Genomic DNA, 16,398 nt, shown 5'->3' on the forward strand with positions numbered 1-16,398 from the left:
TTATTCTCCAGCATTTTTCTTAATAATTTCTTCAGAAATACTCTTCGGCACTTCTTCATAGTGGTCAAAATGCATTGTGTACTGTCCACGACCCTGGGTGTTTGAACGTAATACTGTCGCATAGCCAAACATTTCCGAAAGTGGAACAAATGCTTTAATAACCTGTGCAGGGCCACGTGCTTCCATACCTTCCACACGGCCTCTTCGTGATGTTACATCACCCATGATATCTCCCATATATTCTTCCGGGATGACAATTTCAACTTTTTCAACCGGCTCAAGCAGAACTGGCTTACATTTTTCTTTTGCAGCCTTCAAGGCCATGGAACCGGCAATTTTAAATGCCATTTCGTTAGAGTCTACATCATGGTAGCTTCCATCATAAACTGTTGCTTTGAAATCAATCAGCGGATACCCGGCTAATACGCCGCTTTCTGCTGATTCTTTGATACCAGCTTCAACAGATGGGATGTACTCACGCGGAATAACACCACCAGTAATTTTGTTTACAAATTCAAATCCTGCGCCTTCTTCATTTGGCTCAAATTTAACCCAGGCATGACCGTATTGTCCACGTCCACCAGATTGTTTAATAAATTTACCTTCCACATCAGCAGAGGCGCGGAATGTCTCACGGTATGCAACTTGCGGAGCACCAACGTTTGCTTCAACTTTAAATTCAGCTTTCAAACGATTGACAATAACGTCAAGGTGCAGCTCACCCATACCGGAAATAATCGTTTGACCAGTTTCCACATTTGTTTCGGTTTTAAATGTTGGGTCTTCCTCAGCAAGTTTACCTAAAGCAATAGCCATTTTATCCTGGTCAGCTTTCGTTTTGGGTTCAATTGCAACAGAGATAACCGGATCAGGGAATTCCATGGACTCCAGAATAACGGTATCTTTCTCGTCACAAAGTGTGTCCCCGGTTGAAGTATCCTTCAAACCTACAGCAGCTGCAATTTCACCGGAATAAACCGTTTTGATTTCTTCACGGGAGTTAGCATGCATCTGCAGAATACGACCAACACGTTCACGTTTATCTTTTCCAGAGTTTTTAACATAGGAACCAGAATCTAAAGTTCCGGAGTAAACGCGGAAGAAAGTTAGCTTCCCAACATATGGGTCGGTCATAACTTTAAATGCAAGTGCTGAAAATGGCGCCTTATCGTCTGATGGACGAGTTGTTTCTTCCTCTGTACCTGGAACGATACCTTCAATTGGAGGTACGTCTGTAGGTGCAGGCAGGTAATCAATTACGCCATCAAGCATGAGCTGTACGCCTTTGTTTTTAAATGCAGAGCCGACAAATACAGGGTAAAACTCAACATTCAATGTCGCTGTCCGAATCGCTTTTTTCAGTTCATCTTCAGAGATTTCTTCTCCCTCAAGATACTTCATCATCAAGTCTTCGTCCAGCTCGGCTACTGCTTCAACCAGGCCAGCTCGTAACTCTTCAGCCTTGTCTTTATATTCAGCAGGGATTTCACGGGCCTCTGCGCGTGTTCCCAAATCATCTTCATAATAATAGGCTTCCATTGTAATCAGGTCAATGATACCTTCGAAATTATCCTCAGCACCAATTGGTAGCTGCACAGCATGCGCATTAGCACCCAAACGTTCTTTCAAAGTGTTTGTTGAATAAAGGAAGTCTGCACCGACTTTATCCATTTTGTTAATGAAGACAACTCTCGGTACACCGTATGTTGTTGCCTGACGCCATACGGTTTCGGTTTGTGGTTCAACACCCGATTGGGCATCAAGCACTGTTACCGCACCATCAAGCACACGCAAAGAACGTTCAACCTCAACAGTAAAGTCCACGTGCCCCGGTGTATCGATGATGTTTATGCGATGGCCTTTCCATTGAGCAGTGGTTGCTGCGGATGTAATGGTGATACCGCGTTCCTGCTCCTGCTCCATCCAGTCCATCTGTGATGCACCTTCATGAGTTTCACCAATTTTATGAATACGTCCTGTGTAGAAAAGAATACGCTCAGTAGTAGTGGTTTTACCTGCATCAATATGCGCCATAATACCAATATTACGCGTCTTTTCCAAGGAGAACTCTCTAGCCATGTATTCTTCTCCTTCCTGTTAAATGCTTTATTTGGTTTTTTACCAGCGATAGTGAGCAAATGCTTTGTTTGCTTCTGCCATCTTGTGTAATTCTTCGCGTTTTTTAACAGATGCACCTGTATTATTGGAAGCATCCAGAATTTCGTTTGCAAGACGCTCTTCCATTGTTTTCTCTCCGCGCAGACGCGAATAGTTAACAATGTAACGCAAGCCTAATGCCTGGCGACGTTCCGGGCGCACTTCCATTGGCACCTGATAGTTCGAACCACCGACACGGCGTGCCCGCACCTCAAGTACTGGCATAACATTTTTCATTGCCTGTTCAAAAACTTCCATTGCATTTTGGCCGCTGCGTTCAGCAACAAGTTCAAATGCGTTATAAAGAATCTTTTGTGCCTTTCCCCTTTTACCATCAACCATAATCTGGTTAATCAGGCGAGTTACTAATTTAGATTTATAAAGCGGATCCGGCAAGACATCGCGTTTAGGTACTGGTCCTTTACGTGGCATATGTCCCCCTCCTTTCTTTGTTGTTTATCATCCGTTCATTATTTTTTTGGTTTTTTAGTACCGTATTTAGAACGGCCTTGCATGCGCCCTTCCACTCCGGCAGTATCAAGTGCTCCGCGCACGATATGATAACGTACCCCTGGAAGGTCTTTCACACGTCCACCACGAAGCAATACTACACTGTGTTCCTGCAGGTTGTGACCAATTCCAGGAATGTATGCAGTTACTTCCATATTATTGGACAAACGCACACGTGCATATTTACGCAATGCAGAGTTTGGCTTCTTAGGTGTCAGCGTACCAACACGAGTACATACACCACGCTTTTGAGGTGAATTCTGGTTGGTGAACTTTTTCTTGAAGCTATTATATCCTCTGTTTAATGCTGGAGAGTCATATTTTTTCGGTTTGTTTACGCGACCTTTTCGTACCAGTTGATTAATAGTAGGCATTTCATTTTCCTCCCTTCTTCTTTCAGTTTTAAGTTAAATCAGCGTCCACCAGCTGGTGATTTGTAATCCCACATATCCAGGTGGTTCATCTTTTGGCAAAAAACAAAGCTTTCGCGACAAAATTTACGCCAAAACCATTATTGCTTTACAGCAGCCGCCGATGCACCAACATCGATCCCGCATGCTTTACCCAACTTTTCCATTGAGTCCACACGCTGGCAGGAAACATTCATTTCTTCTGCCAAAACTTCTATCTTCTCTGTGATATGCTGATCAGCATCATCAGCAATAAACACTTCGCTTACTTGACCATTTTTCATAGCTTTAAGCGTTTGTTTTATTCCGATCACTAACTTGGATTTATCCTGAGCTACTTTTTCATAAGACATCTGCATATCCTCCAAAGCAACAAGTAGAATCGGAAGCACCTTGCTTATATTATCATTCTCATTTTTTAATGTCAATACAAAATATAATGTTTTTGGTGCTTCCGATTTTATTTTACTTGTTATATGAAAATGGTTATTGCACCGGTTCTGTTTCTTCGGTTGCCTCCGCATTTTCTTCCAATTCATCAGTGGATGGCCTGATTTTGCGGTAACGGTTGATTCCCGTACCAGCAGGAACAAGCTTCCCGATGATAACATTCTCTTTCAGTCCAAGCAGTTCATCCCGCTTTCCTTTGATAGCTGCATCTGTCAGGACACGAGTTGTTTCCTGGAATGATGCGGCTGAAAGGAATGAGTCGGTTTCGAGAGATGCTTTTGTAATACCCAGAAGCACTGGCTTCCCTGTTGCCGGTTCCTTGCCATCCTGCAGTACAGGAGTGTTTGCTTCTTTGAACTGGTGTATTTCAAGCAATGAACCTGGCAGAACGTCCGTATCGCCTGATTCAATGACACGGATCTTACGAAGCATCTGGCGAACCATAACTTCGACGTGTTTGTCACCAATTTCAACACCCTGCATCCGGTATACACGCTGAACTTCGCGAAGCAGATAATCCTGAACGCCTTCAACTCCTTGAACACGAAGCAGTTCTTTCGGATCAACAGAACCCTCGGTGAGTTCTTCCCCTGCAATCACTTTATCGCCTGTAGTTACTTTCATACGGGCATTGTATGGAACCGCATAGGAACGTTGTTCAACATCACCCTGAACGACAATTTCCTGCTTATCTTTTACTTCTTTAATTTCATGGATGGTACCATGGATTTCACTGATAACAGCCTGCCCTTTAGGATTACGTGCTTCAAACAATTCCTGGATACGCGGAAGACCCTGTGTAATATCGTCTCCTGCGACACCGCCTGTATGGAATGTACGCATTGTCAGCTGTGTACCTGGTTCACCAATGGACTGTGCGGCAATAATACCAACTGCCTCACCCACTTCAACTTTATCGCCTGTTGCAAGGTTTCGACCGTAACACTTCTGGCACACACCATGTTTTGTATTACATGTGAATGCAGTACGGATTGTTACTTGTTCCACACCAGCTTCAACGATTTGTTTCGCCTGATCTTCGGAAATAACTGTATCATTTTCAACGAGCACTTCGTTCGTTTCCGGATGTTTAACATCCTCAAATGCGGTACGGCCAATCAGCCTGTCAATTAATGGCTCAATTAGTTCTGTTCCATCCATCAACGATGAAACAGTAAGACCGCGATCAGTTCCGCAATCATCTTCGCGGATGATGACATCTTGCGCCACATCCACAAGACGGCGTGTCAGGTAACCAGAGTCAGCCGTTTTCAGGGCTGTATCGGCAAGACCTTTACGGGCACCGTGTGTGGAAATAAAGTATTCCAATACGGTTAAACCTTCACGGAAGCTTGATTTAATCGGTAATTCAATAATCTTACCGGATGGATTTGCCATCAGACCGCGCATTCCGGCCAGTTGTGTAAAGTTGGATGCGTTACCTCGTGCTCCTGAATCACTCATCATAAAGATTGGGTTCCGCTTATCAAGTGACTCCATCAATTTTTCCTGAATGGTGTCTTTCGCTTGAGACCAAACGGCAATAACCCGGTCATAGCGTTCTTCATCGGTAATTAAACCACGGCGGAATTGCTTCAATACTTTATCAACTTTCTGCTGGGCATCATTGAGTATGTCTTCTTTTTCTGACAATACAACGATGTCAGAAACACCTACTGTCATACCCGCCTTGGTGGAATAGCTGAACCCAAGGTCTTTCATTCGGTCAAGCATTTTGGAAGTCTCACTGATTTTGAAGCGTTTAAAGACTTCAGCAATGATATCTCCAAGAATACCCTTCTTGAATGGGTTAATAATATCACGCTTTTTGATTTCCTCTTTAACATCTGTTCCCTGCTCAATAAAGTACTTTTCAGGTGTTTCAATCTCCAGATTGCTCTTTGTCGGTTCATTGATATATGGGAACGATTCAGGCAATATTTCGTTAAAAATCAGTTTTCCGACTGTGGTCAGAAGCAACTGACTGTTTTGTTCCTCCGTAAACGACTTCTTATGCAGGCTTGATGCCTGAATAGCAACCCGTGTATGAAGATGCACATAACCGTTTTGATAAGACATCAGCGCTTCGTTTAAATCTTTAAAGACACTGCCCTCACCAACGGCATCTTCACGCTCAAGTGTCAGGTAATAGTTACCCAAGACCATATCCTGTGAAGGGGTTACAACCGGTTTTCCGTCTTTCGGATTCAAAATGTTTTGTGCTGCCAGCATCAGTATACGTGCTTCTGCCTGTGCCTCTGCTGATAATGGCACGTGTACAGCCATTTGGTCCCCATCAAAGTCTGCGTTGTATGCTGTACATACCAATGGGTGCAGACGAATTGCACGACCTTCAACCAATGTCGGCTCAAATGCCTGAATCCCCAAACGGTGCAGTGTTGGTGCCCGGTTAAGCAATACCGGGTGTTCCTTGATTACCTCTTCCAAAACATCCCAAACTTCCGGGTGCACGCGCTCAATTTTCCGTTTTGCTGATTTAATATTATGGGCGAATCCTTTTTCAACCAATTCTTTCATAATAAATGGCTTAAATAACTCAAGCGCCATTTCTTTCGGCAGTCCGCACTGATACATTTTCAAATGCGGCCCAACGACAATTACGGAACGTCCCGAGTAGTCAACACGTTTACCCAGCAAGTTCTGACGGAATCGTCCTTGCTTACCTTTTAGCATATGTGACAGTGATTTCAATGGTCGATTGCCCGGACCTGTTACTGGACGACCGCGGCGCCCATTATCAATCAATGCATCAACTGCTTCCTGCAGCATCCGTTTTTCGTTTTGAACGATAATACTTGGCGCACCCAGGTCCAATAAACGCTTCAAACGGTTGTTCCGGTTAATAACACGACGATAAAGATCGTTCAAATCAGATGTTGCGAAACGACCGCCATCCAATTGAACCATCGGACGAATTTCCGGTGGAATCACCGGCAGTACATCCAAAATCATCCAGGATGTTTCGTTTCCGGAATGACGGAATGCTTCCAACACTTCCAAACGTTTAATCGCACGTGTTCTGCGTTGACCCTGTGCTGTTTTCAGTTCTTCTTTTAACATATCAACTTCTTTTTCCAAATCAATATCCTGCAGGAGCTTGCGGATTGCCTCAGCACCCATTTGCGCCTTAAAGGATTTACCATATTTATCATAGTAAGCACGATATTCTTTTTCGGACAGAAGCTGTTTTTTCTCTAACGGTGTATCTCCTGATTCTGTAACAATATATGCTGCAAAATAGATAACCTCTTCCAGTGCACGCGGTGACATATCAAGAACAAGACCCATGCGGCTTGGAATTCCTTTAAAATACCAGATATGTGATACAGGGGCAGCAAGTTCGATATGGCCCATGCGCTCCCGGCGTACTTTCGCCTTTGTGACTTCCACTCCACAACGGTCACAAACGACACCTTTGTAACGTACACGCTTATACTTTCCGCAATGACATTCCCAGTCCTTTTGCGGGCCAAAGATCCGTTCACAGAACAGACCGTCTTTCTCAGGCTTCAACGTACGATAGTTGATTGTTTCCGGCTTTTTAACCTCGCCATAAGACCAAGAGCGGATTTTTTCAGGTGAAGCTAAACCAATTTTCATATACTCAAAGTTATTTACATCTAGCAAGGGGCCTACCTCCCTTTTAGTGTCCGATTTTCCCAAATGCCATGCAAAATTTATATGGATGGATGCCGGCTCTCTTTATAAAGAACCGGCAATCCCGTTATTTTTAACCTTCTTCAACTTCCAGATTCAATTTGCTTGCAGCCTGCGTGTCCTCTTCTTCCAGCTCACGCATTTCAATTTCCGATTCATCACTGGACAGCATCTTGACATCAAGTCCGAGACTTTGCAGTTCTTTAATCAGAACCTTGAATGATTCCGGAACACCAGGTTCAGGTACATTGTCACCTTTAACAATCGATTCATAGGTTTTCACACGACCAACAACATCGTCCGATTTAACCGTAAGAATTTCTTGAAGTGTATATGCGGCACCATATGCCTCCAATGCCCAAACTTCCATCTCACCGAAGCGCTGACCACCGAACTGTGCTTTACCGCCAAGCGGCTGCTGGGTTACCAGTGAGTATGGACCAGTTGAACGGGCGTGCAGCTTATCATCAACCATGTGGGCAAGCTTAATCATGTACATAACACCCACAGAAACCCGATTATCAAATGGATCACCGGTTCTTCCGTCGTACAGGATGGACTTGGCATCCTTAGGCATTCCTGCTTCTTCCAGTGTATCCCAGACATCCTGTTCGTTGGCACCATCAAATACCGGTGTTGCCACATGCAGACCAAGTTGTCTGGCTGCCATACCAAGATGCAACTCAAATACCTGTCCGATGTTCATTCGCGATGGTACCCCCAATGGATTCAACATGATATCAATTGGTGTTCCATCTGGAAGGAACGGCATATCTTCTTCAGGAAGTATTTTGGAAATAACACCTTTGTTACCGTGACGTCCGGCCATTTTATCGCCTTCTGAAATCTTACGTTTCTGAACGATATACGCACGAACGAGTTGGTTAACACCCGGCGGCAACTCATCTCCATCTTCACGGTTGAAGATTTTTACATCCAGCACAATTCCTCCGGCACCGTGTGGCACCCTGAGTGACGTATCGCGAACTTCGCGGGCTTTTTCACCGAAAATAGCGTGAAGCAGCCGTTCCTCTGCAGAAAGCTCTGTGACACCTTTAGGAGTTACCTTCCCTACCAGAATATCACCATCAGAAACCTCTGCTCCGACACGGATGATCCCTTGTTCATCAAGGTTTTTCAAAGCATCTTCACCGACATTCGGAATATCTCTTGTGATTTCCTCCGGTCCAAGCTTTGTATCACGTGCTTCCGACTCATATTCCTCAATATGAATCGATGTATATACATCGTCTTTTACAAGACGCTCACTCATAATGATGGCATCCTCGTAATTATAACCTTCCCATGTCATGAAGCCGACAAGAACGTTTTGCCCAAGTGCCAGTTCACCGTCTTCCATGGAAGGACCGTCTGCAAGGATTTCACCTTTTGTAACACGGTCACCCTGGCTGACAATCGGACGTTGGTTATAACAGGTTCCCTGGTTGGAACGGATATATTTCTGCAGACGATAGCGATCCAAGTCGCCTTTCACTTCTTTCCCGTCAACTACCGAAATACGGCGGACATGTACCGACTTAGCTTCCACCTTCTCGACAACACCTTCGTTGCGGCAAATGATTGCAGCACCGGAATCTTTACCAGATACATATTCCATACCGGTTCCAACGATAGGAGCTTGCGGCTGCATCAACGGTACTGCCTGACGCTGCATGTTCGCACCCATCAAAGCGCGGTTGGAGTCATCATTCTCAAGGAACGGAATACATGCTGTCGCAGCAGAAACAACTTGTTTTGGAGAAACATCCATGTAATCAAGTTTTTCACGTGGAACAATTGTGTTCTCCCCACGGAAACGGGCAATTACTTCTTCATCAGAAAAAGTACCGTCTTCATCCAATCGCGCGTTCGCCTGTGCAACCACATAATTGTCTTCTTCATCAGCAGTCAGGTAATCAATTTCTGCTGTAACTTTCCCTGTATCCGGATCGACCCTGCGATACGGAGTTTCAATGAAACCGAATTTATTCACTTTTGCATAACTTGACAGCGAGTTAATTAAGCCGATGTTTGGTCCCTCAGGCGTCTCAATCGGACACATACGCCCATAGTGGGAATAGTGAACATCCCGCACTTCAAAACCGGCACGTTCACGCGTTAAGCCGCCTGGTCCCAATGCAGATAGGCGCCGTTTGTGGGTCAGCTCTGCCAATGGATTGGTCTGGTCCATAAACTGGGATAACTGTGAACTTCCGAAAAACTCTTTAATTGATGCAATTACCGGACGAATATTGATTAACTGTTGCGGCGTAATACTGGAAGTGTCCTGAATAGACATCCGTTCACGAACAACCCGTTCCATTCGTGACAGCCCGATCCGGAATTGATTTTGCAGCAATTCGCCTACAGAGCGAAGCCGGCGATTACCCAGATGGTCAATATCATCCGTATCTCCAACCATATGGAGCAAATTGAAGAAATAACTGATGGCTGAAAGAATATCAGCAGGCATAATATTTTTTACATCCCTGTCAATTCCCGCATTCCCGATAACTGTCAGGTCATGTTCCCCGTTCGGATCAGTCGGGTCCATAATCTTAATGGACTGGAGTTGAATTGGATCCTCCAAAACTCCTTCAGCAGGCATCAATTCCTTCTCACCAATTTTACCTTCTTCTTTATCAAGGTAAGGGATGATTTTATTCAGCAATTTCCGCTCCAGCTTATCACCTTTTTGCGCCAGGACTTCCCCGGTTTCCGGATCAACTACCGGCTCCGCAAGAACCTGATTAAACAGACGGTTTTTGATATGAAGCTTTTTATTCATCTTATACCGGCCAACATGTGCCAGGTCATAACGTTTCGGGTCAAAGAAACGGGAAATTAATAGACTCTTCGCATTTTCGACTGTTGGCGGTTCACCCGGACGAAGCCGTTCATAAATTTCCAGCAACGCCTTTTCAGTTGTTTCGGTATTATCTTTTTCAAGTGTATTTTTCAGGTATTCATTTTCACCCAAAAGATCGATAATCTCCTGGTCTGTGCCAAACCCGAGCGCACGCAAAAGCACCGTTACCGGTAATTTACGCGTACGGTCAATTCTTACATATGCAACATCTTTTGCATCCGTTTCAAGTTCCAGCCAGGCTCCACGGTTTGGAATAACGGTTGCCGTTACTCCCCTCTTACCGTTTTTATCTATTTTTTCGTTATAATAAACGCTCGGTGAACGAACAAGTTGTGAAACGATGACACGTTCAGCTCCATTAATAATAAATGTTCCTGTGTCTGTCATTAACGGAAAGTCACCCATAAATACTTCTTGTTCTTTCACTTCACCGGTCTCATTATTGATCAAACGCACCTTCACACGAAGCGGAGCATTATATGTCACGTCCCGGTCCTTGGATTCATCTACAGGATACTTTGGTTCTCCCAGACTATAATCGACAAACTCGAGTGATAGGTTACCTGTAAAATCTTCAATAGGGGAAATATCCTTGAACATTTCCCGTAACCCTTCTTCCAGGAACCACTGATAAGAAGCGGTTTGGATTTCGATTAGATTTGGTAATTCTAACACCTCGCTGATACGCGCATAGCTTCTGCGCTGGCGATGACGTCCATACTGAACTAGTTGACCTGTCAACTGCTTCACCCCTCAAATCAAGCATTTTTCAGCCGGGCAATACGACCCGTTGAAAAATGACTAATAATATTTATTGAAAAAAACCGCTGCAAATACAGCTGTTTTGAATCTTGTTAAATTGCTGATAAGAAACAACAATAGCACTTGTACTATTGCCTGAAAACCATACTTAACAAACTTGTAATCCGAAGTAATTACAAGCTCATATTCATTTGTTTCCTGCCATTTAAAACAGCTGATATCCATAAAGTATAAAAACAGAAAAAAGGTTTTTCGACAAAAACCTTCATTGTGTATTTTGGTGGATTCTACCATTGTCTCCGTTTGGCAATGAAATATACGTTTCTTTCCAATGAAATTTCCACTTGACAAAAGAAATCCCATGTTAGCATTTTACTATATTATCATATGGATGATATTAGGTCAAATATAAACCTTTTGACCCTATTATTTCACAGAAACGAGAAGAAAGTAACCCTTGCTGCGTGACACTACTTCTACATTGCCAAATATGGACTCCATTTTTTCTTTGGCTGAGGGGGCACCCTGTTTCTTCTGGATAACGACCCACAGCTGTCCACTCTTCATTAATGCAGCGCCACTCTCCTCAAACATTTTATGAACAACATCTTTGCCCGCCCGAATTGGCGGATTTGTCACAATTGCTGCAAAAAACCGGCCGCCCAAATTCGCAAAACGGTTACTATGAATAATATCAACATTGGAAACGCTATTAAGCGAAGCGTTCTGTTCGGCCAGGGTAAGGGCACGTTCATTCACATCGGAAAGCACCACATTCCGGTCACGAAAACAATCAGCCAATGATATTCCTATTGGGCCATAGCCGCAGCCCAGATCCAACAAATTACCGTCAATCGGCGGTGCGTGAAATTGTTCAACCAGCAACCGCGAGCCGAAATCCACTTCATTTTTTGAGAAAACGCCATAATCGCTGACAAACGTATAATCTCTGCCACGCAAAGAATAACTCCATTTTCTTGGTGAACTTTTAGATTGGGGTTTTTGCGAAAAGTAATGCTCAGACATACGGGCACCTACTTTATTAATGGTTATAATTGGAGAAATAAACACATATAGAGCCCGCCGTTAACCGACGAGCTCTTTATATAAAACTGCCATTACTTAACTTCTACTGATGCTCCAACTTCTTCAAGCTTACCTTTGATTTCTTCAGCTTCTTCTTTAGAAACGCCTTCTTTAACTGCTTTAGGTGCGTTATCTACTACATCTTTAGCATCTTTGAGGCCAAGACCAGTGATTTCACGAACCGCTTTAACAACTTTGATTTTGGAATCTCCAGCGCCTTCAAGCACAACATCAAATTCTGTTTGCTCTTCAGCAGCTTCTCCGCCGCCAGCGCCGCCGGCAACAGCAACTGGAGCTGCAGCAGTTACACCAAATTCTTCTTCAATTGCTTTTACAAGATCGTTCAAGTCCAATACGGACATTTCTTTAATCGCATCAATGATTTGTTCTTTCGTCATGATTATTTTCCTCCATTTTTCATTTTAGTTTTGTATTTCCGATACGCTTAAATCGCGTATTTAAGCACCTTGCTCTTCTTTTTGATCTGCAACAGATTTTGCTGCATATGCAAAGTTGCGGATTGGAGCCTGCAGTACACTAAGCAGCATGGATACCATACCATCGTAGTTTGGCAAGTCACCAAGTTCGTTAATTTGATCAAGTGTCGCAATTTCACCTTCAATTACGCCACCTTTAATTTCAAGCGCTTCATGCTCTTTAGAGAAGCCTTTCAAAATTTTAGCTGGTGCTACCACGTCTTCGTTACTGAAGGCAATTGCAGTCGGACCAACCAGATTTTCGGAAAGATCTCCCAATTCAACAGCGTCAACCGCACGGCGTGTCATTGAATTTTTGTAAACTTTAAAATCAATGCCTGCTTCACGCAGCTGTTTACGTAATTCTGTAACTTCCGCAACATCAAGACCGCGATAATCTACAAGAACTGTTGTCTGACTATCTCGGAATTTGTCGGCGATTTCTTGAACTTGTTGTTGTTTTTGCTCAATGATCTTACTGTTAGACATTCTTCCACCTCCTGTAGTTACATTCATCATACCGGACATTGGCGCCCATGGGCAGCCCTTCTGTATCAAAAGGAAAGCCCCCATGCAGACATGGGGGCTTTATATATACATGAAAAAAACGAAAACGTATTTCTTCATGCGTTTAAAACACCTCGGCGGGATATTAAGCGATTGCTCGCACCTGCTGTCTGCGGTACAACGTATTCAATTTATAACGAAGATTAGTATATCCGAAAATTAATCGGATGTCAACCGTAATTAACGGCGATAGCCTGAAACATCCACTTTGATTCCCGGTCCCATCGTTGAAGTGATGGATGCATTTTTCATATAAACACCTTTGGCTGCCTGTGGCTTGACCTTCATCAGTGTTTCAGTCATTGCACCAAAGTTTTCAGCAAGTTTTTCATTATCAAATGAAATTTTGCCGATCGGCACATGAATATTCGCAGATTTATCTACACGATATTCCACTTTACCAGCTTTGATATCTTTAACAGCTTTTTCCACTTCAAATGTTACCGTGCCAGTTTTCGGATTCGGCATTAATCCTTTTGGTCCAAGCACACGGCCAAGTTTACCAACTTCAGCCATCATATCCGGTGTAGCAACAATCACATCAAAATCGAACCATCCCTGGTTAATTTTGTTGATCAGGTCCTGTTCACCAACATAATCTGCACCAGCTGCTTCAGCTTCGTTTGCTTTATCGCCTTTTGCGAAAACAAGGACACGTTGCGTTTTACCTGTTCCATGCGGTAAAACCATTGCCCCGCGAATTTGCTGATCAGCTTTTTTCGGATCAACACCAAGACGGAAAGCAGCTTCAACTGTTTCGTCGAAGTTTGCTTTTGCAGTTTCTTTCAATAAAGCAACTGCTTCTTCTAACTCATATGATTTTGAACGATCAACAAGTTTTGTAACATCTTGATACCTTTTACTTTTTTTAGCCATTTTGTTTCCTCCTCAGGTTGTGGTTTTAGCGGTAAGACCTCCCACTTGTAAAAGCACCCGATATTCCCGGCGCTTTTATCACTTGTGAAAAAGGCTGCAAGAGACAACGCTCGCATTCACAGCCATTTCAGAAGTCCTTGAGACTATTATTAGTCTTCAATTGTAATGCCCATGCTGCGTGCAGTTCCTTCAACCATACGCATTGCTGCATCTACATCAGCCGCATTCAAATCAGGCATTTTTGTTTCCGCAATTTCTTTTACTTTGTCGCGTTTAACAGCAGCTACTTTATTGCGGTTTGGTTCACCTGAAGCAGTATCAATTCCGGCTGCTTTTTTAAGCAAAACTGCTGCAGGCGGAGTTTTTGTGATAAATGTAAATGAACGGTCTTCAAATACCGTGATTTCAACCGGAATAATCATACCAGCTTGATCTTGCGTACGTGCGTTAAATTCCTTACAGAATCCCATGATGTTAACACCAGCTTGACCCAGTGCAGGTCCTACCGGTGGTGCCGGGTTTGCTTTGCCAGCAGGGATTTGCAATTTAACCAATTTGATTACTTTTTTAGCCACGAGACACACCTCCTTAAAGTCCGTGATGTGGTAATAGGGTTTTCCCCTCCCACTCATTATTAGCCATTTCCCTCAAAATTCGAGGACATAAATAACAAAAGAATTTTAGCATGAATTGATAAATTATGCAAGGTTTTGCTGCAAAATCGTTTTTTGTTCAGGATTTTATTATTTACAGCTTCTCAATCTGTGAGAAGTCGAGTTCAACCGGTGTTTCGCGGCCAAACATGTTGACATGCACTTTAATTTTCTGCTTGTCGACATCAATATGTTCAATCGTTCCGGTGAAGTTCGTAAATGGTCCATCTGTAACCCGAACGTTCTCTTTCAGTTCAAAGTCAATTTGTGTTACCGGCGCTGCAACACCCATCCGTTTCAGTACCGCATCCACTTCCTCCGGCAACAGTGGTGTCGGTTTTGATCCATGACCGCTCGATCCAACGAACCCTGTAACACCTGGGGTATTGCGCACAACGTACCAGGAATCATCTGTCATAACCATTTCTGTCAGCACATAACCGGGAAAGAATTTCTTTTTGGAAACTTTCTTTTTTCCATTCTTGATTTCAGTTTCCTCATCTTCAGGAACAATGACACGGAAAATTTTATCTTCCATTCCCATCGTTTCTACACGTTTCTCCAAATTCGTCTTCACTTTGTTTTCATACCCGGAATACGTATGAACTACATACCAGTTTTTTTCCATTTAGACAGGACAAACACGATTTGCCCTTCCCTCCCTTTCGGTCAATTTATACTGCATATTTGAGAACAATCGGCTTATCGCCAAGTACCAGTTGTTGTATACACATTTTCAAGCATATTAAAAAACCCGTTAGACCGGGTTTTTTATGAACAATCTATTTATTTTCCATTATAGCATATTTATAAGGCTATTATTCAAAATAAATTCAGGAATTGTGTTATACCAAGATCAATTAGTGCGAAAAATATTGCCACAAATGCAACTGTTGTTATAACAGTAACTGTATAGCTTGTCAACTCACGACCCTTTGGCCAGCTGACTTTTTTCATTTCTCTCGATACGTTTTTGAAAAACTTAATGAGATTCATTCATGTACCCCCAGATTCTCCCCGAAAAAACAGTTATTTCGTCTCACGATGCAATGTGTGCTTCCCACACGATTTGCAAAATTTGCGGACCTCCATTCGTTCCGGCTGTGTGGCTGTATTTTTATGGGTTGTATAATTTCTGCCTGAACAAATTGAACACGCCAAAATAATCTTCTTATTCAACAAATCACCCCATTTAAGGGTTTTCACTCATATAAATGTAGCACGGTTCGCAAAAAGTGTCAATGGAATGTCAAATACTGACCTCATTGGTTTCAATCAATTGCTCCAGCTTCCGTTTTACCCGCTGGAGTGCATTATCGATCGATTTTTCATGACGTTTCAACTCAGCTGAAATCTCCTGATACGTACGGCCGTCCAAGTATAAGTGAAGCACTTTCTTCTCCAACCCGCTTAATAATTCTGATAACTTACCTTCCATATTTCCCAGATTTTCTTGGTTAACCAGTAATTCCTGGGGATCAATGGATTTTGATCCGGCAATAACATCCAATAATGTCCGGTCGGATTCTTCATCAAAAATCGGCTTATCAAGTGAAACGTATGAATTAAGTGGAATGTGTTTTTGTCTTGTAGCGGTTTTAATTGCGGTAATAATCTGCCTTGTCACGCATAATTCGGCAAAAGCCCTGAAGGAGGACAGCTTGTCCCCATCATAGTCCCGGATAGCTTTATAAAGACCAATCATCCCTTCCTGCACAATATCTTCCTGATCAGCACCAATAATAAAATATGTTCTGGATTTCGCGCGCACAAAACTAAGATATTTGGTTATCAGAAAATCAAGCGCCTGACTGTTCCCTTGATGAATCAGCTGAATAACTTCATCATCACCAAGCATTTGCAAACTCTGACTATTTGACTCTATCAGCTTGACACTCACCAAG

Annotated in this window: 15 protein-coding genes and 1 other annotated feature; all 15 genes read right to left on the reverse strand. The window is 43.1% G+C overall.

Going from position 1 to position 16,398, the window contains the following annotated elements:
• The gene (fusA, locus tag B1K71_RS00355) at positions 1 to 2,079 is read right to left on the reverse strand and encodes an elongation factor G (RefSeq protein ID WP_077324048.1); all 2,079 of its coding nucleotides are present in this window, start codon (positions 2,077 to 2,079) and stop codon (positions 1 to 3) included.
• 39 nt (positions 2,080 to 2,118) lie between these two features.
• Positions 2,119 to 2,589 carry a 30S ribosomal protein S7 gene (rpsG, locus tag B1K71_RS00360; protein WP_077324049.1) on the reverse strand — a complete coding sequence of 157 codons (471 nt, stop codon included), beginning with the start codon at positions 2,587 to 2,589 and terminating at the stop codon, positions 2,119 to 2,121.
• Positions 2,590 to 2,627: 38 nt separating this feature from the next.
• Entirely contained in the window at positions 2,628 to 3,041 is a 414-nt protein-coding gene (rpsL, locus tag B1K71_RS00365; protein WP_077324050.1) for a 30S ribosomal protein S12, read from the reverse strand.
• A 137-nt stretch (positions 3,042 to 3,178) separates the two neighbouring features.
• Positions 3,179 to 3,430 carry a 50S ribosomal protein L7ae-like protein gene (locus B1K71_RS00370; protein ID WP_077324076.1) on the reverse strand — a complete coding sequence of 84 codons (252 nt, stop codon included), beginning with the start codon at positions 3,428 to 3,430 and terminating at the stop codon, positions 3,179 to 3,181.
• A gap of 133 nt (positions 3,431 to 3,563) precedes the next feature.
• Positions 3,564 to 7,175, reverse strand: coding sequence for a DNA-directed RNA polymerase subunit beta' (gene rpoC / locus B1K71_RS00375; RefSeq protein ID WP_077324051.1), 3,612 nt, complete (start codon positions 7,173 to 7,175; stop codon positions 3,564 to 3,566).
• Between the two features lie 103 nt (positions 7,176 to 7,278).
• Positions 7,279 to 10,815 (reverse strand): DNA-directed RNA polymerase subunit beta, encoded by a 3,537-nt coding sequence (gene rpoB / locus B1K71_RS00380; RefSeq protein ID WP_077324052.1) that lies wholly within the window; start codon positions 10,813 to 10,815, stop codon positions 7,279 to 7,281.
• Positions 10,816 to 11,262: 447 nt separating this feature from the next.
• Positions 11,263 to 11,862: a class I SAM-dependent methyltransferase gene (locus B1K71_RS00390; RefSeq protein ID WP_077324054.1), complete on the reverse strand. Its 600-nt coding sequence runs from the start codon at positions 11,860 to 11,862 to the stop codon at positions 11,263 to 11,265.
• 92 nt (positions 11,863 to 11,954) lie between these two features.
• On the reverse strand, positions 11,955 to 12,320 hold the full coding sequence (rplL, locus tag B1K71_RS00395; RefSeq protein ID WP_077324055.1) for a 50S ribosomal protein L7/L12: 366 nt from the start codon (positions 12,318 to 12,320) through the stop codon (positions 11,955 to 11,957).
• 60 nt (positions 12,321 to 12,380) lie between these two features.
• On the reverse strand, positions 12,381 to 12,887 hold the full coding sequence (gene rplJ / locus B1K71_RS00400; RefSeq protein ID WP_077324056.1) for a 50S ribosomal protein L10: 507 nt from the start codon (positions 12,885 to 12,887) through the stop codon (positions 12,381 to 12,383).
• 61 nt (positions 12,888 to 12,948) lie between these two features.
• Positions 12,949 to 13,099 (reverse strand) — a sequence feature (ribosomal protein L10 leader region).
• A 46-nt stretch (positions 13,100 to 13,145) separates the two neighbouring features.
• Entirely contained in the window at positions 13,146 to 13,841 is a 696-nt protein-coding gene (gene rplA, locus B1K71_RS00405) for a 50S ribosomal protein L1 (protein ID WP_077324057.1), read from the reverse strand.
• 149 nt (positions 13,842 to 13,990) lie between these two features.
• The gene (rplK, locus tag B1K71_RS00410) at positions 13,991 to 14,416 is read right to left on the reverse strand and encodes a 50S ribosomal protein L11 (protein ID WP_139343265.1); all 426 of its coding nucleotides are present in this window, start codon (positions 14,414 to 14,416) and stop codon (positions 13,991 to 13,993) included.
• Positions 14,417 to 14,588: 172 nt separating this feature from the next.
• Positions 14,589 to 15,122 (reverse strand): transcription termination/antitermination protein NusG, encoded by a 534-nt coding sequence (gene nusG, locus B1K71_RS00415; RefSeq protein ID WP_077324059.1) that lies wholly within the window; start codon positions 15,120 to 15,122, stop codon positions 14,589 to 14,591.
• Between the two features lie 194 nt (positions 15,123 to 15,316).
• Positions 15,317 to 15,490 (reverse strand): preprotein translocase subunit SecE, encoded by a 174-nt coding sequence (gene secE, locus B1K71_RS00420; RefSeq protein ID WP_077324060.1) that lies wholly within the window; start codon positions 15,488 to 15,490, stop codon positions 15,317 to 15,319.
• A 33-nt stretch (positions 15,491 to 15,523) separates the two neighbouring features.
• Positions 15,524 to 15,673, reverse strand: a complete 150-nt coding sequence (gene rpmG / locus B1K71_RS00425) for a 50S ribosomal protein L33 (RefSeq protein ID WP_077324061.1) — start codon at positions 15,671 to 15,673, stop codon at positions 15,524 to 15,526.
• A gap of 70 nt (positions 15,674 to 15,743) precedes the next feature.
• Complete coding sequence (gene sigH / locus B1K71_RS00430; RefSeq protein ID WP_245799108.1) at positions 15,744 to 16,352, reverse strand: RNA polymerase sporulation sigma factor SigH; 609 nt, start codon at positions 16,350 to 16,352, stop codon at positions 15,744 to 15,746.
• Between the last annotated feature and the right edge of the window lie 46 nt (positions 16,353 to 16,398).

This window comes from Virgibacillus siamensis (genome assembly GCF_900162695.1).
GTDB lineage: Bacteria > Bacillota > Bacilli > Bacillales > Amphibacillaceae > Lentibacillus > Lentibacillus siamensis_A.

Excerpts from the sequence above, each read along its gene's own strand:
- fusA (WP_077324048.1), bottom strand. The coding sequence starts at position 2,079 with ATGGCTAGAGAGTTCTCCTTGGAAAAGACGCGTAATATTGGTATTATG.
- secE (WP_077324060.1), bottom strand. The coding sequence starts at position 15,490 with ATGAATCTCATTAAGTTTTTCAAAAACGTATCGAGAGAAATGAAAAAA.
- nusG (WP_077324059.1), bottom strand. The coding sequence starts at position 15,122 with ATGGAAAAAAACTGGTATGTAGTTCATACGTATTCCGGGTATGAAAAC.
- rplL (WP_077324055.1), bottom strand. The coding sequence starts at position 12,320 with ATGACGAAAGAACAAATCATTGATGCGATTAAAGAAATGTCCGTATTG.
- B1K71_RS00370 (WP_077324076.1), bottom strand. The coding sequence starts at position 3,430 with ATGTCTTATGAAAAAGTAGCTCAGGATAAATCCAAGTTAGTGATCGGA.
- rpsG (WP_077324049.1), bottom strand. The coding sequence starts at position 2,589 with ATGCCACGTAAAGGACCAGTACCTAAACGCGATGTCTTGCCGGATCCG.
- rplJ (WP_077324056.1), bottom strand. The coding sequence starts at position 12,887 with ATGTCTAACAGTAAGATCATTGAGCAAAAACAACAACAAGTTCAAGAA.
- sigH (WP_245799108.1), bottom strand. The coding sequence starts at position 16,352 with ATGCTTGGTGATGATGAAGTTATTCAGCTGATTCATCAAGGGAACAGT.
- rplA (WP_077324057.1), bottom strand. The coding sequence starts at position 13,841 with ATGGCTAAAAAAAGTAAAAGGTATCAAGATGTTACAAAACTTGTTGAT.
- rpsL (WP_077324050.1), bottom strand. The coding sequence starts at position 3,041 with ATGCCTACTATTAATCAACTGGTACGAAAAGGTCGCGTAAACAAACCG.
- B1K71_RS00390 (WP_077324054.1), bottom strand. The coding sequence starts at position 11,862 with ATGTCTGAGCATTACTTTTCGCAAAAACCCCAATCTAAAAGTTCACCA.